20 protein-coding genes are annotated in these 20,051 nt (G+C 45.1%); 12 read left to right on the top strand and 8 right to left on the bottom strand.

All coding sequences use genetic code 11. The annotated features are described in order from the left end of the window. Window positions 1-206: 206 nt before the first annotated feature. Window positions 207-608: a cupin domain-containing protein gene (locus SDEN_RS12405; RefSeq protein ID WP_011496822.1), complete on the bottom strand. Its 402-nt coding sequence runs from the start codon at window positions 606-608 to the stop codon at window positions 207-209. 342 nt (window positions 609-950) lie between these two features. Here SDEN_RS12405 and ndk point away from each other — a divergent pair, with 342 nt between their 5' ends. Then, the gene (gene ndk / locus SDEN_RS12400) at window positions 951-1,382 is read left to right on the top strand and encodes a nucleoside-diphosphate kinase (protein WP_011496821.1); all 432 of its coding nucleotides are present in this window, start codon (window positions 951-953) and stop codon (window positions 1,380-1,382) included. 156 nt (window positions 1,383-1,538) lie between these two features. On the opposite strand, the gene SDEN_RS12395 is transcribed toward ndk, so the two are convergent. Beyond that, window positions 1,539-1,964, bottom strand: a complete 426-nt coding sequence (locus SDEN_RS12395; protein WP_011496820.1) for a TraR/DksA C4-type zinc finger protein — start codon at window positions 1,962-1,964, stop codon at window positions 1,539-1,541. A gap of 137 nt (window positions 1,965-2,101) precedes the next feature. Then, window positions 2,102-3,055, bottom strand: a complete 954-nt coding sequence (locus SDEN_RS12390; RefSeq protein ID WP_041406322.1) for a tRNA-dihydrouridine synthase — start codon at window positions 3,053-3,055, stop codon at window positions 2,102-2,104. Window positions 3,056-3,354: 299 nt separating this feature from the next. On the opposite strand from SDEN_RS12390, the gene SDEN_RS12385 reads away from it, so the two are divergent. The 9 genes from SDEN_RS12385 (at window position 3,355) to SDEN_RS12345 (ending at window position 13,317) form a co-directional block, all read left to right on the top strand. Next, entirely contained in the window at window positions 3,355-3,717 is a 363-nt protein-coding gene (locus SDEN_RS12385; protein ID WP_011496818.1) for an HvfA family oxazolone/thioamide-modified RiPP metallophore, read from the top strand. Window positions 3,718-3,843: 126 nt separating this feature from the next. Beyond that, a complete protein-coding gene (locus SDEN_RS12380) occupies window positions 3,844-4,713 on the top strand; it encodes an HvfB family MNIO-type RiPP peptide maturase (RefSeq protein WP_011496817.1) in 870 nt (289 codons plus the stop codon). Continuing rightward, window positions 4,710-5,453, top strand: coding sequence for an HvfC family RiPP maturation protein (locus SDEN_RS12375; protein WP_011496816.1), 744 nt, complete (start codon window positions 4,710-4,712; stop codon window positions 5,451-5,453). Before SDEN_RS12380 ends, SDEN_RS12375 begins: the two co-directional genes overlap by 4 nt. Window positions 5,454-5,867: 414 nt before the next feature. After that, a complete protein-coding gene (locus tag SDEN_RS12370; RefSeq protein ID WP_011496814.1) occupies window positions 5,868-6,248 on the top strand; it encodes a YbaN family protein in 381 nt (126 codons plus the stop codon). A 175-nt stretch (window positions 6,249-6,423) separates the two neighbouring features. Next, window positions 6,424-6,975 (top strand): adenine phosphoribosyltransferase, encoded by a 552-nt coding sequence (gene apt / locus SDEN_RS12365; protein WP_198134650.1) that lies wholly within the window; start codon window positions 6,424-6,426, stop codon window positions 6,973-6,975. Window positions 6,976-7,115: 140 nt separating this feature from the next. Then, complete coding sequence (gene dnaX, locus SDEN_RS12360; RefSeq protein WP_011496812.1) at window positions 7,116-9,881, top strand: DNA polymerase III subunit gamma/tau; 2,766 nt, start codon at window positions 7,116-7,118, stop codon at window positions 9,879-9,881. An 83-nt stretch (window positions 9,882-9,964) separates the two neighbouring features. Beyond that, window positions 9,965-10,297: a YbaB/EbfC family nucleoid-associated protein gene (locus SDEN_RS12355; RefSeq protein WP_011496811.1), complete on the top strand. Its 333-nt coding sequence runs from the start codon at window positions 9,965-9,967 to the stop codon at window positions 10,295-10,297. Window positions 10,298-11,492: 1,195 nt separating this feature from the next. Then, window positions 11,493-12,380, top strand: coding sequence for a 6-carboxytetrahydropterin synthase (locus SDEN_RS12350; protein ID WP_011496810.1), 888 nt, complete (start codon window positions 11,493-11,495; stop codon window positions 12,378-12,380). A gap of 85 nt (window positions 12,381-12,465) precedes the next feature. Further along, the gene (locus tag SDEN_RS12345; RefSeq protein WP_041405795.1) at window positions 12,466-13,317 is read left to right on the top strand and encodes a M23 family metallopeptidase; all 852 of its coding nucleotides are present in this window, start codon (window positions 12,466-12,468) and stop codon (window positions 13,315-13,317) included. Window positions 13,318-13,354: 37 nt separating this feature from the next. On the opposite strand, the gene SDEN_RS12340 is transcribed toward SDEN_RS12345, so the two are convergent. Beyond that, on the bottom strand, window positions 13,355-13,918 hold the full coding sequence (locus SDEN_RS12340) for a VOC family protein (RefSeq protein WP_011496808.1): 564 nt from the start codon (window positions 13,916-13,918) through the stop codon (window positions 13,355-13,357). A gap of 52 nt (window positions 13,919-13,970) precedes the next feature. Next, window positions 13,971-14,516: a L,D-transpeptidase family protein gene (locus SDEN_RS12335; protein ID WP_011496807.1), complete on the bottom strand. Its 546-nt coding sequence runs from the start codon at window positions 14,514-14,516 to the stop codon at window positions 13,971-13,973. Between the two features lie 198 nt (window positions 14,517-14,714). Here SDEN_RS12335 and SDEN_RS12330 point away from each other — a divergent pair, with 198 nt between their 5' ends. Next, a complete protein-coding gene (locus SDEN_RS12330) occupies window positions 14,715-15,545 on the top strand; it encodes an ion transporter (RefSeq protein ID WP_011496806.1) in 831 nt (276 codons plus the stop codon). A gap of 37 nt (window positions 15,546-15,582) precedes the next feature. Beyond that, entirely contained in the window at window positions 15,583-17,112 is a 1,530-nt protein-coding gene (locus tag SDEN_RS12325; protein ID WP_011496805.1) for an MATE family efflux transporter, read from the top strand. A gap of 64 nt (window positions 17,113-17,176) precedes the next feature. Here the strand turns inward: SDEN_RS12325 and SDEN_RS12320 are convergent, their stop codons facing one another. The 3 genes from SDEN_RS12320 to SDEN_RS12310 form a co-directional block, all read right to left on the bottom strand. Then, window positions 17,177-17,383, bottom strand: a complete 207-nt coding sequence (locus SDEN_RS12320) for a DUF2986 domain-containing protein (protein ID WP_011496804.1) — start codon at window positions 17,381-17,383, stop codon at window positions 17,177-17,179. A gap of 165 nt (window positions 17,384-17,548) precedes the next feature. After that, window positions 17,549-18,091, bottom strand: a complete 543-nt coding sequence (locus tag SDEN_RS12315; protein WP_049763039.1) for a hypothetical protein — start codon at window positions 18,089-18,091, stop codon at window positions 17,549-17,551. A gap of 240 nt (window positions 18,092-18,331) precedes the next feature. Further along, complete coding sequence (locus SDEN_RS12310; RefSeq protein WP_011496802.1) at window positions 18,332-20,011, bottom strand: alkaline phosphatase; 1,680 nt, start codon at window positions 20,009-20,011, stop codon at window positions 18,332-18,334. Window positions 20,012-20,051 lie beyond the last annotated feature (40 nt).

Below are 20,051 nucleotides of genomic sequence, written 5' to 3'. Positions count from 1 at the left end.
TCTTGAACTCACAGAAGTTGGCGTGTCGACGAGACTTTTTATGAAAGAAATAGACCATGACAAGCCAGTATGCAGGAATGTCAGCGACTGGATTTTCAGACAAGTTCAGTGGAAATTTTCTAGCTCATATGTCCAAAAACGAGTTTGAATTGGATACAGGGGAAGGGCTTATCGGTTATTAACGTCGCATCACTTTTGAATAGGGATTACCCAAAAGTGGTTGTGGGTTTAGTGATGCAGTGCTCTGTTGGTGGCGGGGTGATGGTTAATACTTTCAACCCTTTAGGTGATTCAAACCTGTGCCACACGCCTTGAGGCACGACTAATAACTCGCCTGGCATCAATCTGTTTTTATGCTCAATACCACCTTTAAGCAACACTAAGGTGGTTTCGCCTTCAATGACTTGCACGAGTTCATCTCCCGCGGGATGGCGCTCCCACTCACTGAACCCCGAATAGTGGCTGAGGTAAATGGCACTGCTATCGAAATCACTAAGTTTGATAAATGCGTCCTTCATGGCTTCAGTGGAAGAGACAGGTGTGCGATTTTCAAAGCCGTTAATCTTGGTGAATTCTTGCTCGATGGATATTGCTGCAGACTTGGTCACTGATGACTCCCTGTAATAAAGCGTTTAGCAAGGGGGCGCGTTACTGCGCTGGCCTGCTAAACGGTTTCCGTGCTTTCAAGATGACTTAAGTCATTGATTCGAATAATCCTATATCTATTAAGCAGATGAAGTAAAGCGCCATCGACCCAGTAGAGACTATTTTTTGATGCTTAATTCATGCTTTCAAATCCACTTCAAGCCATCTCTTTAATCAATACGGCGGCTAATGTTAGCGTAAATTGCCCCCGCTTGGTGGGATAACACTAGGCATTGACAGTTAAATTACGTATAATCCGCGCGAATTTTTTAATCTTGAACTTGCTCACATTAAGGAAGCTAGTTATGGCGATCGAACGCACATTTTCTATTATCAAGCCAGATGCAGTTGCTAAAAACCACATTGGCGCTATCTACAACCGTTTTGAATCAGCGGGTCTTAAGATCATCGCTTCTAAAATGGTTCACCTGACTAAAGAACAAGCTGAAGGCTTCTACGCTGAACACAGCGCACGTCCTTTCTTCGGCGCGCTAGTGTCTTTCATGACTTCAGGTCCAGTAATGGTTCAAGTGTTAGAAGGCGAAAACGCTGTTCTAGCTAACCGTGAAATCATGGGTGCAACTAACCCAGCTGAAGCGGCTCGTGGCACTTTACGTGGTGACTACGCAGCGAGCATCGACGAAAACGCAGTTCACGGTTCTGATGCACTTGAATCAGCAGCTCGTGAAATTGCTTACTTCTTCAGCGCTGATGAAGTGTGCCCACGCACACGTTAATCTGCATAGATTGAAGATAAAAAGGAGCCCTAGGCTCCTTTTTTTGTTGCTTGCTTGTAGCTGTCAGTTGCTTAATGTCTACCGTCTACCGTCTACCGTCTACCGTCTACCGTCTACCGTCTACCGTCTACCGTCTACCGTCTGTTCATTCATCTATCAGTGATCTAGGCGCAGCTCTTGCCTGTGCTGGCGATGATATTTGTTATCGCAATGATTGCAGCGCTGCGCAGTGGGATCTTGGCTTAATCGTGCGGCCTCAATTTGGGTTTCACAATCGGCGCACAGGCCATAAAGCCCCAACTCCAGCTGACAATAGGCCGCATCTAGTTGCATAAGACGCTGACACAGTGAGTGATGGCCAAGTTGCTGCGCTGTCATCCATTCAATGAGCTCACTCAGGCTGCGGGTTATGAAATTATCTCGTGGCTGACTGTCTAACTGACGTTCCCATTGAGTGTTAGCTATGTCTTCGAATAAGTCTTCGAATATGTCTTCGAATGTGTCATTGAATAAGTCATCGAACTCCTGTCTTAACGAGGCTTCGAGTTGCAATAATCTGCTGTGTCTATCTTGATTGCTCACAAAGGCGTCCTAAGTTAATGATCTTAGTGTCAGTTTATGGCGTTCATAGTTTAACGCCATGACAAAGATCAAAACTTAGTGGCTTTTCTGGCCATCATTGAGGTAGGGAGCTGGCCAACTGCAATTGAGCCTTAGCTTCATGGGGTGGCGAGCAATGCCCTGTGTGCCTTATCGAGCACGGCGCGGATTTCATCCGTGGTTTTAAATACCCTAAGTTCACGAAACAGTGCATCGGCCTCTGGATATTGACGATTTAAATAGCAAAACCACTGTTTGATTCGCGCGGGATAATAATCTGATTTGCGGCCATTGAGCTCAAGCTCTGAATAGCTCATCAATAGGGATAAGGTCTGTTCCCAAGTGTAAGGCGCAGCGCCTGTTTTTATGGTATCAGCAAGGTTAGGCAGTGAGATGGCGCCGCGGCCAATCATCACGCTATCGCAACCTGTGACTTCAATGCAGCGCCGCGCATCTTCAGCGCTCCAAATTTCGCCATTGGCTATCACAGGTATAGGCAAGCGTTGACGGACTTCTGTGATGTATTCCCAATAGGCAGGTGGCTTGTAGCCATCAGTTTTACTGCGGGCATGTATAGCAAGTTCGGTAGCGCCAGCCTCATAAACGGCCAGTGCGTTTTCCATGAATAAGGATTTATCTTCATAGCCTAAGCGAATTTTGGCGGTGACAGGGTGTTCACTGGACACAGCTTGGCGCATGGCTTTGACTATGTCGTGCACTTTATCAGGGCATTGCAATAATACCGCGCCGCCTTTACTGCGGTTGACCATTTTTGCTGGGCAGCCAAAGTTAGCATCGACACCATTTGAGCCAAGTTCAATGGCACGAACGGCATTTTCGGCCATGCATTGTGGCTCTTGACCTAATAGTTGCACCCGAACTGGGGTGCCATTGGCTGTCATGCCTTGCTGATGTAACTCAGGACACAGCTTGAGAAACACTTTTTCAGGTAGCAGTTGATCCACCACACGGACAAATTCGGTAACCAATAAATCATAAGGGTTAATTTTCGACAAGATGTCACGCATCAAAGGGTCAACAACCCCCTCCATAGGGGCTAAAATTACACGCACTGGCATACTACCTAACAACAAAAAGTGGCGTATTTTAACGTCTTTGTGGTTTAAGTTATATGGATCTGAAAAAATTATATTTGTAACGATTATGTAAATAATCATAAAAATCAGTTTGATAGTTTAATTAAATCCACTAGACTTATTTTCGAGCCTTTTCGCCTAAGGGTTATTTTTTGAAAATAAAGTGACTAAACGCAAATTTATTGAAATAAAAGTGATTGCGCTTAGGTCTTATAAGGCAAGCCAGCAACAAACATAGTGTTGGTCCCTATTATTAGAACAAAAGGAAGATAATTATGAACTCAATCAAACAAACCAGTGTTGCTGTTGCTTTAGGTGCTGTTGTTATGACTGCGGGTTTTTCTGCTGCAGTAGAAGCTAACCCATTTGGTTTTGAGCAATTAACCGCTGGCTATCAGTTAGATGGCGGTGAAGGTAAGTGTGGCGAAGGCAAGTGCGGTGAAGGCAAAATGGCCGAGAAAGCCAAAGAAGGCAAATGCGGCGAAGGCAAGTGCGGTGCTGACAAAATGGCCGACAAAGCGAAAGAAGGCAAATGTGGCGAAGGCAAGTGTGGTGCTGACAAAATGGCAGACAAGGCCAAAGAAGGCAAATGCGGTGCGGATAAAGCCAAAGAAGGTAAATGTGGCGGAAATCAATAATTTATCTCTAAGATAGATGACTGCCACAGCTTGAGGAGCACATAGCCTCAAGTAACAGTGTAAACATAAGGCCTGATTTTCAGGCCTTATTTGTTAAATGTGTTGCGTACAGCATGGAGGGCTTTGATGCCGTCAAACAAGATAAAGCGTTCGTCATCCATGGTTGGCTTGGGGCTAAGGCGAGAAATGTTGACAGAGTTTTGCACTCATAGCCCAAAAGAAATTGAATTTTTTGAAGTGGCTCCAGAAAACTGGATGACCTTAGGCGGTAAGTATGGCCGTCAGTTTCGACACTTAACTGAGCAGCATCCTTTTTTTTGCCATGGTTTATCTTTATCCATCGGCAGTCCTGCAGCGCTGGATGTCGACTTTGTTAAAAGGGTAAAGGCCTTTCTCGATAGCCACAAGATAGACATCTACTCAGAGCATTTAAGTTACTGCTCAGGCACGGGTCATATGTATGATTTAATGCCCATCCCCTTTACTGAAGAAGCTGTCAAGCACGTTAGCCAGCGCATTAAACAGGTTGAAGATATTCTTGAACGGCCCTTTATTCTAGAAAACGTGTCTTTTTATGCCGCCCCTGGGGCGCAGATGAGCGAGCAAGCGTTTGTTAATGCCGTGCTCAGTGAGGCCGATTGCAAATTGCTGCTTGATGTGAATAACATCTATGTGAATGCCATTAATCATCACTACGATGCCAGTGAATTTTTGGCCGCTATGCCCACAGATCGCATCGCCTATCTGCATATAGCCGGACATTACCAAGAAGACGTGGACTTGATGATTGATACTCATGGGGCGGATATTATCGACCCAGTGTGGGCATTATTGCAGGACTGTTATCGACTTCATGGGGTGCATCCCACCTTGCTTGAGCGTGATTTCAACATACCTAAAACCCCTGTGCTGCTTCAAGAAATCAATAAAATACATGAATATCAGACACAGGCTTTAGCCCAGTTTAATAGTGCTCAGCCAAGGAGTGGTCAATGATGTTTAAGCAAGTTCAACAAGACTTTATGGATTATATTCGCGATCCCAATCAGCCCCTACCCAAAGGGATTGAGCCAAGGCGAATGAAAATATACCGTGATTTATTTTTCAATAACCTAGATGGGTTTGTCTCTAGCGCGTTTCCTGTGCTCAAGAGCTTGTATGCTAGCGATGACTGGCAGCTGTTAGTGCAAGCGTTTTTTGTGAACCATGACTGTCAAAGCCCCATCTTTATGGACATCGCGGCTGAATTTCTGCAATTCTTGCAAACTGAGTATCAAACCAAGGAAAGTGACCCTGGCTTTATGCTTGAGCTGGCTCACTATGAATGGCTAGAACTGGTTGTGGCAGTCGCACAAGAAGATGAACAGCTGATGACCTTGAGTCAAGATGAAGTTAAAACGGCAAAGATGTGCTTAAATTCCACTGCCAGAGTGGCCCAATATCACTTCGATGTGCAGCATATTAGTGTTGATTATCAACCTGTTGAACCCACACCTCAGGGGCAGTTTTTCTGTGTTTATCGTGATAACGCCGATGAGGTGGCCTTTTTACAATTAAGTCCCCTAAGCGCCCAAGTGCTGGCCTACCTTGAGCAGTCACAGCAATCTACATTGCTTGAACTTTGCCATTGGTTAGCAGGCCTGTACCCAAATATGGCCACAGAACAGCTTAATCAGGGGGCTTTTGGCTTGTTGGCACAATTAGCGGATAAAGGCATAGTCAAAACCAGAGCCTAAATCTGCGTGTCGATAGAAGGTATTTAAAGGGCTAGGCTTGACCTTGATTTAGTGCTCACTCATTAAGCGTCGGCAAAATTATAGTTTCCATTATCAGGTGAAATGTCTACAATGACGGCCAAAATGTGATCCAGCTCAGCTTTTGACTAGCTATCGGCGCTAATCACTACACCAACATTGTCATCTGCGTTAAGGAAATATCATGGGCGAGCCCTTTAAAGATCCGTATAACATATTGCATTTTATTGGTTTTATTTTGGTTTTGCTATTGCCAACCTTACCAGCTTCTTTATCATGGCTTAAGTTTGCCGGCTTGATTTAAGCCCGCAATACAGCGAGTTATGCTAATCATCAACCACTCGTCAGAGTGGTTTTTGTTTTTAGCCCTTTTTTAGACGTTAAAGAGGTGGTGCTGTGGCATTAAAGCGTGGCTTTTTCCTACTCATTGGCTTAAGCAGCCTATTGCTTGGTTTGTTAGGCATAGTATTGCCTCTGTTGCCGACCGTGCCCTTTATCTTGCTTTCGGCTTATTGTTTTGCTCGCTCAAATGACAGGCTTCATGCTTGGTTAATGGCTCATCCTTGGTTTTCAAAAGCCTTGCTCGATTGGCAAACCCATAGATCCATGGAGTCAAGGCTTAAACGCCGTGCGGCGTTAATGACCTGCATCAGTTTTTTGATAAGTATTCTTGTGGTCAGTCAGCTGTGGCTTAAAATCATGTTAGCGTGCATGTTGACAGGATTACTGATTTTTTTGTGGCAGATCCCAGATTCTACAGCTCAAGCAAGAGAATAAGCACAAGATCCAAGCGAGTCTACTGCAGTACAGTTGCAACTCTTGCCAAACCCGCTTAAGATCCATCTGAATCAAGCCTGCATTTGGCTGTGATATCGAGTCCACCTAGGTGGGCTTTTTTATTCACGTCATTTTGTAAGCCCACCTAAGTTTTATAATTGAGTTACCTATGACTATGACCATGAATAAAGACAGCTTGGCCCTGATTAAACAGAGCATAAAAACCATTGCGGATTACCCAAAACCGGGCATCATGTTTCGTGATGTGACTAGCCTGTTGGAAGATGCCAGTGCATACCAAGCCACCATCGCATTATTTGTAGAAAAGTATCAGGGAATGGGATTCACCAAAGTCGTGGGAACTGAAGCCCGTGGCTTTTTATTTGGCGCGCCACTGGCGTTAGAGCTAGGCATAGGGTTTGTTCCTGTGCGTAAGCCTGGCAAATTGCCTAGAAAAACAATCGCCCAATCTTATGAGTTGGAATATGGCATGGATACCTTAGAAATCCATGTTGATGCTATCAAGCCTGAAGACAAGGTATTGGTCGTTGATGACTTATTAGCCACAGGTGGCACCATTGAAGCGACAGTGAAACTCATTCGGCAGCTTGGTGGTCAAGTAGAACACGCCGCATTTGTGATTTCTTTACCTGATATTGGCGGTGAGAAGCGGTTAGCAGGCCTGGGTCTTGATGTGTTTGCTTTGTGCGAGTTTGAAGGCGAATAAGCAAACATAAACCGTAAATGGAGAGATAGCCTGTCACAGTGTGGCGTGCTATCTTGGCGTTTACGGTGCAGCAAGACTTAATCGAGTTTTGCACGTAAGATACAGTAAGTGTTGGCTTTTTTGTGACTTAGGGGAGTGTTATGTCTTATCAGGTGTTAGCTCGAAAATGGCGCCCAGCCAAGTTCGAACAGATGGTGGGACAGTCCCATGTATTATTGGCATTAACTAATGCCCTAAGTCAGCAAAGGTTGCATCATGCGTATTTGTTTACTGGGACCCGAGGGGTGGGAAAAACCAGTTTAGCCCGGCTGTTTGCCAAGGGACTAAACTGCGAGACTGGCGTCACTGCGAGCCCTTGTGGAACCTGTTCCAGTTGTGTTGAAATTGCTCAAGGTCGATTTGTCGATCTGATTGAAGTGGACGCCGCCTCCCGCACTAAAGTCGATGACACCCGAGAACTGCTGGACAATGTGCAATACAAGCCTGCCAGAGGGCGCTTTAAGGTCTACCTTATTGATGAAGTGCACATGTTATCTCGTAGCAGTTTTAACGCCCTGCTTAAAACCTTAGAAGAGCCACCAGAGCACGTTAAATTTTTGCTGGCGACAACGGATCCACAGAAATTGCCTGTGACTGTGTTGTCTCGGTGTTTGCAATTTAATCTTAAAAGCTTATCTCAGGATGAAATCTCTCAGCAGCTGGAGTTTATTCTTGGCCAAGAGCAACTTCCTTTCGAATCCCAAGCGCTGACATTATTGGCAAAAGCGGCCAATGGCAGTATGCGTGATGCCTTGAGTTTAACCGATCAAGCCATCGCATTTGGAAGCGGTCAAGTGATGCTTACTCAAGTGCAGACCATGCTCGGCAGCATAGATGAGCGTCAAGTGATAGGTTTACTTAAGAGCTTATGTGATGCCGATATCGCCCATTTGATGCAAACCACGGCGCAAGTCTTGTCTTTTGGCGCCGATGCCGATGAAGTGCTGCGCAGCCTGCTTGAATTATTGCACCAGATAACCTTAAGCCAATTCGCCCCAGCCGCGGCGCAGCATTCACTCTATAGTGAACAAATTTTAGCATTCGCAAAGCAGCTTAAGCCTGAGCAAGTGCAGTTGTATTACCAAATTTTATTGACTGGCAGAAAGGAGCTGGCGTTTGCGCCTGATCCAAAATCCGGTCTTGAAATGGCGCTGCTTAGGGCGGTTGCCTTCGTGCCAGAAAAAACCGTTAACCGTTGGGTTGTGGACGATACAGCCACACTCGAACTCCCCAATGGCACAAGTAAGGCGGCAGCCAAAACAAAACCTGAGCCAGACGTGAAGTTGAGCGCTGAAACGACTGAGGTGACTGAAGCGACTGAAACCCTTGCTGTTTTAGGCACGCCTGTAGCACAGACAATAACGGCAGAGGTGGCATCCCTTGAAGTAAAGGATACACCCAGTGACACTGAGCAAGTCATCGAAGATGATGAAGGTGCACCATTAAAGGCACTAACAGCCGAACAAGACGTGCTACTCAGCCAAGCTGCTAGCATGGGATTTGAGCCGCAAAACAGCAATGATGACAGTCCATCATCAGATGTTGTCGTTAATGATACTTCATCAGCTCAAGCTAACGATGATGCCAGTGTGACTGATGAGTACGCAGATTACATGCACTATGGCTTTGATGAGCAAGTGTCAGAGGCGCACCCTGACGCCTATCTACAAGAGCCGACCTTAGATAGCCATTCAGCAGAAGAAAGCCTGTTAGTCGCAGAGGGTGTATCTGTCGATGGAGCGGCATTATCTAGCTCAGCCGTTTTAAATCCAGAGGTAAGCCAAGAGGCGTTGACACTTGCAGTGTCAGATGAAGCATTAGCCCCTGTGGTTGATGACATTTTAGATGCCGTGCTTGCCAGTCGTGATGCGTTAATCGCAGATGTGAGTGCGATTAATCTTGCCAATAATGCTGAGCCAAATGCTGGCAGCATTAAGGTAGGTGTTGCAAAAAAGCCACTGGGGGCTCCTCAAGCTAGCACCCAGGTAGAAAGTGTAAGGCCGCAGGCTGAAACTGAAGCTCAGAATCATGCACCACAAGCATTAGTGACTCAGGAAGCGCCTCTGTTAGACAAAGTGTCCACAGATGCTGATAGGCCGCCATGGGTGGCAGCAAGTGATGGGTCATCACAGTTTGACCCACTAAAACTTGCCCAAGATACGCCATTGTCCCATGCTCAAGATAATAGGGTGAGCAGTGTAGGGATGGAAGACAAGACCACATTGGACTCAATACTTCCAGTCATTGAAGCACTGCCGGCTATCGAAGCAGAAGCGCAAGGGACAGGGTATGCTGAGAAAATGCTTGATACAGCCATGCCTGCTAAATTAATGTCCGATGTAGCAGATGATGATTCTGGCATTGACGCTCAGCTGATTTCAGAGCATCAGATAAGCGGTCATGAGATGGATTTGCATTGGTATAAAATGATGGCAGAAGTTAAAATTGGCGGGCGAATAAGACAGCTTGCCGTTAACTCTGTCTGCCAAGGCTTAGCGTCACCTTTCCCTTTATTGCTAAAGCCAGATCAAAAACATTTAGGCGCGGATGTGGCGGTAAAACAGCTGGAAGCGGCGCTGAGTGAATACTTGCAACAAGATGTCAGTATTGCCGTCAATGTGGGATATGATGAACACAGAGAAACGCCGCTGGAATTGCGAAAGCGATTTCATCAAGAGTTATTGCAACAAGCAAAACAGCGTTTAATCGGCAGTAACAAGGTACAATGGCTACTTAGCCAATTGGACGCCCAGCTTCAAGAAGACAGCTTAGTCTACCCAGCTGAGCAGTTACAGCAAGTTGGACAGCGGATCACATTTCAGCAGCAAGACGCAGACAGTGTGCAAAAATTTGCCTCAATTGCCTGACGCGGATTGCCTATTTGATTTATTTTAGTAAGATTAGCGCCACTTTGGCGACAGGCTAACCCCTTAATTAGAGAGAGACGATTATGTTTGGTGGAAAAGGCGGAATGGGCAACTTGATGAAACAAGCCCAAATGATGCAGGATAAAATGGCTAAAATGCAGGAAGAAATTGCCCGCATGGAAATCACTGGCGAAGCCGGCGCTGGCCTTGTTAAAGTCACCATGACAGGTTCGCATTCAGTTCGTAAAGTCGAAATCGATCCTAGCCTGATGGAAGACGACAAAGAAATGCTCGAAGACTTGATTGCTGCTGCCTGTAATGATGCATCACGTCGTATTGAAGAAAATCAAAAGAATAAAATGGCTGAAGTTACTGGTGGCATGCAATTACCACCAGGTATGAAAATGCCGTTCTAAGTCGTGCGTGATGGGGTTGCGGTTTATGTGAACTGCAATTGTGATAAAGAAGCTCAAGCCTTGCTTGGGCTTTTTTGTTGCCAGTAATTAACTGATGTGTGGTTGTTTATTGGACAACTTCTTGCTCGCATTTCATTCAATTGTTTTAAATTCAAGTGGCGATAAAAATTCACTCGAGGTGTTTAGCCGTTAGCGTGTGCGAGATCTCTTACACGATTTGTGAGCATTGGCGCTATTGTTTGCAGCCAAACTTATAGTGTTAATAACTAAGTCATTAATTTTCCTTTATTATTTTATGATTCATGGTTAATAAGTTACTTTTTTTGTGTTTATTTTCATAATATCTTTTTTAGGTGCATGTTCCCTAGGAGGAAGCTGGCATATGATTAACACATCCAAGGAACAGGATGAACGGAAATAGGAAGGGCTCAAGGCAGAGCATACTCAAGGTAGAGTAAAAAGTAGGACGACTCAAGGTAGAGTCACTTGATCAGGATGATTGAGTACAAGGACGAAAACGGATAGCCCCAAGGAAGACTTAACGTCAGGGGATGCAAAGGAAGGCCAGTGAAGACATGATGTCTCACTTAAGGATTAAGATTGTCATGGATGATATAGGACACGCTTAAGGACAGAGCAGGCTCAGTAAAGGAATTGCTGAGATAAAGGACGGTATCTTAGATGATACAGGGAACACAAGGATGCTAAGGACAGGTGCCAAGGATGCAAGTTAGACGCATGGACGGTGCAGGGAGCACAAGAATAGCAGGATTGCTTAACAAAGAATAAGAGGCCACGAATTATTTCGTGGCCTTTCTTTTTGGTTTTTTTCGGATTATTGAAAATATTTCTGCAAAGATGCCAAGTCACAGAACTGGTTAAGCGTTAGCCATCACAGCACACCCATATTGATTTGGGCATCATGATAGGTTATTGAAAATTAGAATTTAATTTTTTTATCAGCGCTTTATTTTATTTCATCTAACCTAGATGAGTCTTTTTATTCGGCGGCTTTCTTTATCTATTCGGGGATGAATGTCATGAGATTTATGTGTTTCCACCCTGAAGCCTAATTTCAATACTCGCTCAATAGCATGCAATTGTTTAGAATGTACGGCTAAGTGTCTTTCCCACTAGCCATTGCTATTCGGGAGCTAATAAACGAGGTAGACTGTTTTTCTGCCTGGGAGCGTAAATGCAATTGTTCGTTAAAGATTTAACTGTTATTGATTTCTCTTATTTATGCCCAATTCGTGGCATGGTCGGAGAGAGTTGGATTGTCGATGTGATGCTTGAAGGCGGACTTGACGATCAAAACATGGTGTTAGATTTTGCCAAAGTAAAACGGACCATTAAAAACACCATAGACGATGTCGCCGATCACCGTTTATTGATCCCAACTGCCTGCAGTGAAGTACGTTGGCAGCAACAAGGAGACAGAGTATGGATGGATTTTTCCTGCCAAAAAGGTGACATTCATTTAGCCTGTCCATCCCAAGCGTTTGCGCTTATTCCTACCGAAGTGATTGATTTCGATAGTGTGAACTCTTTCTTGCAAAAAGCCTTAAGAGAAGCCTTGCCAGACAATGTTCAAGGCATCAATTTGACCCTGCGTAACGAAGTGCTAGATACGCCTTATTATCATTACAGTCATGGACTTAGAAAGCATGATGGTAATTGCCAACGTATCGCACATGGCCATAGAAGCCCAATTACTGTGTTCGAGAATGGCGTAGCAGAGCCTAAGTGGGATGAATATTGGGCCGAACGTTGGCACGATATTTATCTTGGCACAGAAGAAGATCTTGTGGATGTCACAGATCTTGAACTCTCTCAGCAGAGTCATGCTAACGATGAAACGCATTATGGTTTTCACTATATAGCCCCTCAGGGTGACTTCCAATTGGCTATGCCTAAAGGCCTGTGTGAGATCATTCCCCATGACACAACGGTAGAATTATTGGCAGAATTTATGGCCAACACATTGGCCAATAAAGTTCCTGATAGCCATTTCAAAGTGATTGCTTATGAAGGCATAGGTAAAGGGGCCATAGCTCAAAAAGGTGTGCAGCGAGACGCTTAACTGTCGTCTGTTTTAATGTTAAAGCTTTCTTGCTCAATTTGAGAAGAAAGCTTTTTTGCTATTTGCATTTCAATAAAGGGAGAAGATGATGATAAAAAAGATGTTTTTTAGTGTGTTTTTGGGCTTATGTTTTAGTGCCAGCAGTGCAGCACAAGTCAGCTTACAGGGTAAATTTGAACAAGGCGCCTTGGTGAGAGGTCAAGTGCCAAGCGGCACTCAAGTTAAATTAAACGCCCAAGCGGTTAAGGTGACTCCTAATGGTCAATTTGCCATAGGGTTTGATCGCGATGCTAAACCCGAGCAACGCTTAGCGTTAATTTATCCCGACGGGCTAACTGAAATTAAACCCCTTAAGATCAGTGCCAGAAAATATCAAATTCAAAGCGTGAAAGGCATAAGCAACAGCATAATGAAGCCCGATCCTAAGGCGGTGGCACGGGCCGCGCAAGACGCTAAACAAACACAGGCTGCAAGGGACAGATTTACCGAGAGCCAAGCATTTTTAAGTGAGTTCATTTGGCCGTTAACCGGTAGAATCTCAGGGGTTTATGGCAGTCAGCGTATATACAATGATGAGCCGGGTAACCCACATTTTGGGGTGGATGTCGCAGCGCCCACGGGGACTGTGGTGGTGGCGCCTGCTGACGGCGAGATTTCCTTAGCGGTTGCCGATATGTTCTATTCAGGTGGCACCATGATCATAGATCATGGCTATGGCGTCAGTTCGAGTTTTCTTCATTTGAGCAAACTCTATGTAAAGCCAGGCGATAAGGTAAAACAGGGACAAGCTGTGGCAGAAGTCGGCGCCACAGGGCGAGTCACTGGACCACACTTAGATTGGCGACTTAATTGGTTCCATATGCGCCTCGATCCCGTCAGCATAGTGCCCCCTATGGAAAGTGTGTTAGCGGCTCAAAAAAAGGCTAAAGCGAACTAAATCTGTTAATACTCCCAAAGGCAGGCCCACAGGGCCATTATTGCTCGCTAGCTATGATGGCCCTAATATGATGGGTATGCAGTTTTACGCAAATATTATCTCGTTTAAAGGCGATGGTTGGATTAGCGAGTCGCTCTTTATCCCCTTTAGGTGAGCTCATCTTTACCTCAATATTGCTGTCACCCGCTAGGATTTTATTGAGGCTTGAAAAGCGGCTGGTGAGCGCTAAGGCGAGCTCATCACAGCTTTTGGCCTCGCAATTAAAGACTAACTCCACATGCTCCCAACCTTCATTTGGATAGACCTTATCGGAAGGATAGGGCAGCTCCACGCAATCAATGGCATGCTCGCCTAAGATCAAAGGCTTATCTAAAGCGATGATCACTATGGGGCGACCATTAATGATGTTTTTAGAGATGATTTGGCCCTGCTGACAGAAGGCTTGTTCTAATTGCTGCGCCGTTTCTAGGCTGTTGACTCTAAGTGCGACATGATCGCACTCAAGTTCGGCCTGACTTAAGCCCAGTGTATCGATAAAGCCTAAAATTTGTTGGCTAAATTCATTCCAACTGCTGTTTAGGTGCTCAAATGTAATGCTCATATAGTGCGACTTTTTCTGTGATTTCTACTTCAATAAACTGAATTGATATGTTTTATGGCCAGATTTCAATAGGCGTGCCGGGTTCTATCATGCGCCACAATTCATCCATTTCTTTGTTAGTAACCGCAATACAGCCATTGGTCCAATTGTATTTTTGCGCCTCTTCTGGGGGCAAGGTCGATTTTGGATTTTCGCCGTGGATCATTATCATGCCGCCAGGGCTTATACCTAGGGCATCCGCTCTGAGTTTGTCTTCTTCATTGGGGTAGGAGATATGAATGGATTTATAAAAGGCGCTGTCAGATTTTTTGTAGTCGAGGAAATAGCGTCCCTGAGGGGTACGTTGATCGCCCTCTTTGAGTTTGTGGCCATTAGGGGCATCACCCATGGCGATAAGATAACTTTTAATTGTCTTTCCATCACGTATGATAGACATTCTTGACGCCGACTTATTGACGACAACTAAGTCTACCTTACTGGTTTTAGTGATAAAATGTTGGTTCGATGATGCTTGCACTTGTGATGATGCGAGTACGACTAACAATGAAACGGATAACAGCAGCGCAGACACTTGCACTGAAACCTTAGCAACACCCATGAACACTCCCACTGATATAACGTACCTTGTCCTAAGCAGTAACTTGGCACGACATTATTATTGTTATCTTATAGAGGGCTGATAATACCTTAGTTCATTGTTAATGTAGAATAGCTTAGCAAGATTTTTAATCGTCAATACCGCCGTATTCGCGGCTTGAACAGGCGAAAATAACAATATGACTGCAAAGGAACGAGTATGAAGCCCGAATTAGCATCAACGGCAGACACAAGACAGCACTTAAGGGCCATCATCTTTGGTACTGAAACCCGCTGGGGTCGGTATTTTGATATCAGTCTAATCGTCTGTATTTTGCTGAGCGTGTCACTGATATTCATTGATACCATAGACAGTGTTCACCAAGAGTATGGTGGCCTTATCCGCATTGGTGAGTGGTTTTTTACTGTGCTATTCACCTTAGAATACAGTTTGCGCTTGTATTGCTCTGAAAATCGCTTCTCATACGCCAAAAGTTTTTATGGTTTGGTGGATTTTATTTCAATTCTACCCAGTTATTTGGGCTTGTTCATCCCTGGGGCCAATGCTGCCTTAGCCATTAGGGTGCTCAGATTATTTCGTATATTCAGGGTACTTAAGTTGCTACGTTATCTGGCTGAAGGCAATTTATTACTGAAAGCCATGATGCAGTCGAGCCGCAAAGTGTTTCTGTTTTTCTTTTCGGTCAGCCTTATCATCATGGTGCTAAGTGTGGTGATGTATGTGATCGAAGGGCCACACAATGGTTTCACATCTATCCCTAAGTCCATGTATTGGACTGTGGTCACTATTACTACAGTCGGCTATGGGGATATTACCCCTCAGACACCATTAGGGCAGGGAATTGCCGCCTTGACCATGCTGATAGGCTATTCGATCATCGCCATTCCTACGGGAATATTAACCGCTGAAATTTCCCATGAAATGGTTAAAATGCGCGACTTAAGAAAATGCAGTAACTGTGGTAAAACAGGTCACGATAATGAAGCTAAATTTTGCACTCAATGCGGCAGTGAATTGGAAACCTTGTGATCCTTTGCTGGTGTATTAAGAATTTTCAAGGTATTCAATGACAAGCGCTAAATTTGTAGAAGGCAGTATTTTTCGCCATATTTGGGTCATGAGCTCGACGGCGGCTATCGGTATTTCGGCGATTTTTTTAGTGGATTTACTGGATATTTTCTTCCTGAGCTTATTGGGTGAGCAAGAGCTTGCCGCCGCTGTAGGTTATGCGGGCACCATCTCTTTTTTCACTACCTCCATCGGCATAGGATTATCCATCGCTTTGGGCGCATTAGTGTCTAAAGCCATTGGCGCAAAAGATGTGGCTTTGGCAAAACGATTATTATTGAATTGCGCCATAGTGAGCTTTGCCATCAGTGTATTAGTGGCGCTGCTCGTGGGCTTGTTCATCCCTGAACTCTTGGCCTTAGTTGGTGCCAGTGGCCACACGGCTGAGTTGGCTCAAGGCTACTTGTACATACTTATCCCTTCGTTACCTTTGATTTGCCTTGCAATGGCCCTCGGCGGGGCTTTACGGGCAGTAGGGGATGCTAAGCTCTCTATGATGTCGACCTTAGCGGGTGGCGGCGTAAACGCGGTACTAGACCCTATTTTTATTTTCCTATTCGCCATGGGCATCGAAGGCGCAGCACTGGCTTCTGTATTGGCGCGCTTAACTGTGCTTATCATTTCGGCCCACGGGGTGATGGTTAAGCATAAACTCACCAGTGACATCAACTTAACGACATTAAGAGCCGATTTACCGACCATTTTTGCCATTGCTTTACCTGCCATGATGACCAATGTTGCCACACCGATAGGTAATGCTGTGGTCACACGGGCGATTGCCGACTATGGTGACAGTTACGTGGCCGGTTGGGCGGTATTAGGGCGGTTAATCCCGGTCACTTTTGGCATGGTTTTCGCGCTTTCCGGTGCCATAGGCCCCATAGTGGGTCAAAATTTTGGGGCTCAGTCATTCGATAGGGTGCGCGACAGCCTAACCAAGGCGATACAGTTTTGCATCTGCTATGTGTTAGTGATGTCTCTAGTCTTGTTCTTAATTAAGGACTTCATTATTAGTGCATTCGATATGCAAGGCGATGGTGCGGCATTGATCCTTTTCTATTGCCAATACATGGCGATATTTTTTATCTTTGCCGGCATTTTATTTGTCGCCAATGCCTCGTTTAATAATCTGGGCAAAGCCAAGTATTCCACGCTATTTAATGTGGGCAAAGCCACCTTAGGCACCATACCTTTTGTGTACTTCGGTGCTCAATACGGCGGGGTGTTCGGTGTACTGATAGGCCAGGCGATAGGATCCGTGTTGTTTGGGATTGTCGGCCTGTGGGTGGCTTACAAGTTAGTTGATAATATTGAAAAAAATACCACAATCAACGACGCTTCATTAAGTTTAACTCAGCGAGCTGCGCTTAACACTGAGCCGGAGTTTGAGACTGCGCCAATGAGCTCGGCAGAGTTGCCGCTTTCATCATCTTGTGCTCAGTTAGCGCAACTTAATGAACCTCAGTTATGTGAGCAAATAAGTGAAGCAGCGGATGAAGACACAGAGACAAGCATTAAAAAAGCCTAAGCATGAATGCTTAGGCTTTATTCTTAGTCTTTAATCTTGGTCTTTAGATCATAAAGAGCTTGAATTAGGCTTTTTCGTCAGTAGCGTCTTGAACGCTGTCTGAACTGGCTGTGTTTTGCTCAGCTTCTTGAGCTAGGGCTAACTTTTCACGCTCAGCCTTAGAAATGTATTTTGGCTTTTGGGTCTTCTGCGGATTAGATGGCTCAACCTTGTTCGATCTTGCCTTGGCACGCTTCGCCAATTTCTTAATCATCTCTTGCTTTCTATTCATGTGATTTATTTACTTTTTCAAAGATTAACTGGGACTAAACAACAGCTTATCAAAACGGTGAATAGCCATACATCATCACAGTGTTTCTGTGGCTCGTTTGGCAGTACATCGCAATTGGACATTATGACCCTAAGTTTAGCCTATAGTCGGCTCAGCACATAGCATTTATCGCTGAGTGGCACTCACTGGGTACTTTTTCCGGTCGGCGTCATTGGCGCCTTCTTTACACTCACCGCGAATTTCTGCACGGTCAAAGTCGATAAAACGATTGAGTTCATGATAGCCTTCTCGGCAAAATCCTGACATCTCTAATGTCTTTTCTAATCCCAGCTCAACTTGCCTTACCCATAACTCACGCTCGGCTTGGGCATTTTTTTGCGCGATAACATAGTCGCGATAATCCTCCTGGCTGCGGCCAAAAGGTCTGTCTTGTGCTAAGCGCTCTTCCAAAGGGATGAGTGATGGGTTGGTAAGTCTTGCTTTGTAGGTAAATAACTTAAGCCCATCTTCTAAGATTTCAGCTTGTAAACGGTCACGAAATTTACCCACGTAATCATCGGGGTCAACACTGTTAAAGGCGCACCCTGTGGTACTCAAGATGGCAATGGCTAGGACGGCAATTACAGTGAGCTTCATGGTGCCAAGTCTCAGCTTCGATGACACTAAGCTGTTGTTTGGTTTCAGATCAAAGCCCATGTCAACGTTCATGTCAAAGTCCATCGTTGGGTTAATTGATTTCGGCGAAAAATACTGATTTAACACGTTGAAGTCCCACAAATAAAATATGCGTTAGCATACCTTATGTTAGCGTCATCTTGCTAGGGACAAGATGCCCTTGATGAGAGGGTAGCATGAGAGGTTAAGTTTTGAATTTGAACCAGAAATAAGAGGCGTTGACATTAACGCCTCTCATTGTGATTGAACCTAGATTTTGCGCTGGTAATTCTGCTAGTTATCCCCCAATAGTGCTGTCATCATCTTTTGGCCTATTTCTACATGGTGTTGCATCATAGAGAATTGCTTGGTCACGCCATAAGGCCCAAAAGCATACACAGGAACAGGCGCAGCGGTATGAGTGCCTGTGCCCCAAACTGTGTTTTGCTCTTTTGCCAAGGCGCGGCCAATCAAGTTACCGTGAGTTTCATCACCATAGACATAGAACTCTTTAAAATCATTCACTTTTGGAAATTGCGCCGCCGATAAATAATTGTGGCCTGCGACGTAGTAGTCATTATTTTCTCGCACGCCTACAGCTGAAGCTTGTTCTGCAGTCACTTTAAATGCACTGTATTCGTTAATGGCATCGGCCCATTGTTGACCCGTTGAGTTGTCAAAATTCCAACTCGCGTCGACCCTGTCCATCATTTTATAAAAAGTACCGCTTTGGGCATAGAGTTTATCCAGGTGAGACAGCGCGCCAAAGTTAAAGTTGGGTTGGTAGTCGCGGCCTTGCATGCCATCACCACTGAGACTTTGGGCTTCGGGTAAATTGTTGCGTGAATAACTAAAGCCAAAGCTGCCCGTTTCATGATCGGCGGTGACGATAACTAAGGTATCTTCGCGATTCTTCACCCATTCATAGACCGCATCTACCGCTTCATCAAATCTGAGTAACTCGTGCAGCATCCAACCTGTGTCATTAAGGTGGCCAGCCCAATCGATTTGACCGCCTTCAATCATCAAGAAGAAGCCGTCTTCATCTTTAGATAAAATATCCAAGGCTTTGAGTGTCATCTCTCGAAGCGAAGGCTCGGTGCAGCTGTTGTCTTTACGACAAGCCGTGTAAGCAATGGCATCGCTCATGCCAGAGTTTGCGAATAAGCCTAATAACTTAGTGCCTTGTGCAGCACTAAGCTGTTTATTATCAAAGGCTAAGCTATAACCATGCTGCTCTTTAGCTTCTAATAGCAGGTTGCGTCCATCGCTACGTTTAGATTTCTTGTATACATTCGCTGGGGCTCCAAGGGCCTGCATGGCTTGCTGAGCCTGGGTATTGCTACTGATATCAGCGGGTAAAAATACCCGTGCGCCGCCTGAAAGCATCACATCCACATTATTTGAGGCGATGAGTTCTTCTGCAATTTGTGCTTCCAATGAACGGTGGGGCTGATGGGCGGCGAAGGCTGCAGGCGTTGCATGAGTGATACGGGTATCGCTGACTAAGCCTGTCGCTTTACCTTTTTCTTTGGCTTTCTCTAAAATGGTAGCGACAATATTGCCATCGCTATCTAGGCCTATCATTTCTGAACCCGATGCTTTACCGGTCGCTAACTGAGTGGCTGAGCAAGCCGAATCCACCACTAAACTGCCGTTATCACCGTAAGGTGCGTTAAGGGATAAACCAAGCTGACCCATTTCGCCCAATTTTGATAACGCCGTTTTGCCGCCTTGGCTCTTATAGATAGAATTTGGTGCGCGGCGGGCATATTCTTCTAACAAACCCACTTGTTGCGCGCCCATGCCATCGCCTATCATCAAAATGACGTTTTTGACTTGAGTGACTTCAATCGCAGACATTTCCTTGATGACTTCAACTTCTTTGACCACTTCGACGGTTTTAGTGTCACTATTACATGCTGTTAATAGGCAAGATGAAATGGCAACAGCGAGCAGGCTTTTATGTGTCATGAAGATCCCTTTAGTATTGATGTCGCGTTCCTTGTCGGTA

Origin of the sequence: Shewanella denitrificans OS217, from assembly GCF_000013765.1 — a bacterium.
GTDB lineage: Bacteria > Pseudomonadota > Gammaproteobacteria > Enterobacterales > Shewanellaceae > Shewanella > Shewanella denitrificans.
Note: the sequence above shows the minus strand (reverse complement) of the source record. Positions and strands in the feature narration are given on the sequence as shown.

Bases quoted from the DNA above. Each gene is read 5' to 3' on its own strand.
- SDEN_RS12355 (WP_011496811.1), top strand. From the start codon at position 9,965: ATGTTTGGTGGAAAAGGCGGAATGGGCAACTTGATGAAACAAGCCCAA.
- SDEN_RS12350 (WP_011496810.1), top strand. From the start codon at position 11,493: ATGCAATTGTTCGTTAAAGATTTAACTGTTATTGATTTCTCTTATTTA.
- SDEN_RS12380 (WP_011496817.1), top strand. From the start codon at position 3,844: ATGCCGTCAAACAAGATAAAGCGTTCGTCATCCATGGTTGGCTTGGGG.
- SDEN_RS12385 (WP_011496818.1), top strand. From the start codon at position 3,355: ATGAACTCAATCAAACAAACCAGTGTTGCTGTTGCTTTAGGTGCTGTT.
- SDEN_RS12375 (WP_011496816.1), top strand. From the start codon at position 4,710: ATGATGTTTAAGCAAGTTCAACAAGACTTTATGGATTATATTCGCGAT.
- SDEN_RS12330 (WP_011496806.1), top strand. From the start codon at position 14,715: ATGAAGCCCGAATTAGCATCAACGGCAGACACAAGACAGCACTTAAGG.
- SDEN_RS12325 (WP_011496805.1), top strand. From the start codon at position 15,583: ATGACAAGCGCTAAATTTGTAGAAGGCAGTATTTTTCGCCATATTTGG.
- SDEN_RS12320 (WP_011496804.1), bottom strand. From the start codon at position 17,383: ATGAATAGAAAGCAAGAGATGATTAAGAAATTGGCGAAGCGTGCCAAG.
- dnaX (WP_011496812.1), top strand. From the start codon at position 7,116: ATGTCTTATCAGGTGTTAGCTCGAAAATGGCGCCCAGCCAAGTTCGAA.
- ndk (WP_011496821.1), top strand. From the start codon at position 951: ATGGCGATCGAACGCACATTTTCTATTATCAAGCCAGATGCAGTTGCT.
- SDEN_RS12315 (WP_049763039.1), bottom strand. From the start codon at position 18,091: ATGAACGTTGACATGGGCTTTGATCTGAAACCAAACAACAGCTTAGTG.
- SDEN_RS12345 (WP_041405795.1), top strand. From the start codon at position 12,466: ATGATGATAAAAAAGATGTTTTTTAGTGTGTTTTTGGGCTTATGTTTT.
- apt (WP_198134650.1), top strand. From the start codon at position 6,424: ATGACCATGAATAAAGACAGCTTGGCCCTGATTAAACAGAGCATAAAA.
- SDEN_RS12335 (WP_011496807.1), bottom strand. From the start codon at position 14,516: ATGGGTGTTGCTAAGGTTTCAGTGCAAGTGTCTGCGCTGCTGTTATCC.
- SDEN_RS12340 (WP_011496808.1), bottom strand. From the start codon at position 13,918: ATGAGCATTACATTTGAGCACCTAAACAGCAGTTGGAATGAATTTAGC.
- SDEN_RS12310 (WP_011496802.1), bottom strand. From the start codon at position 20,011: ATGACACATAAAAGCCTGCTCGCTGTTGCCATTTCATCTTGCCTATTA.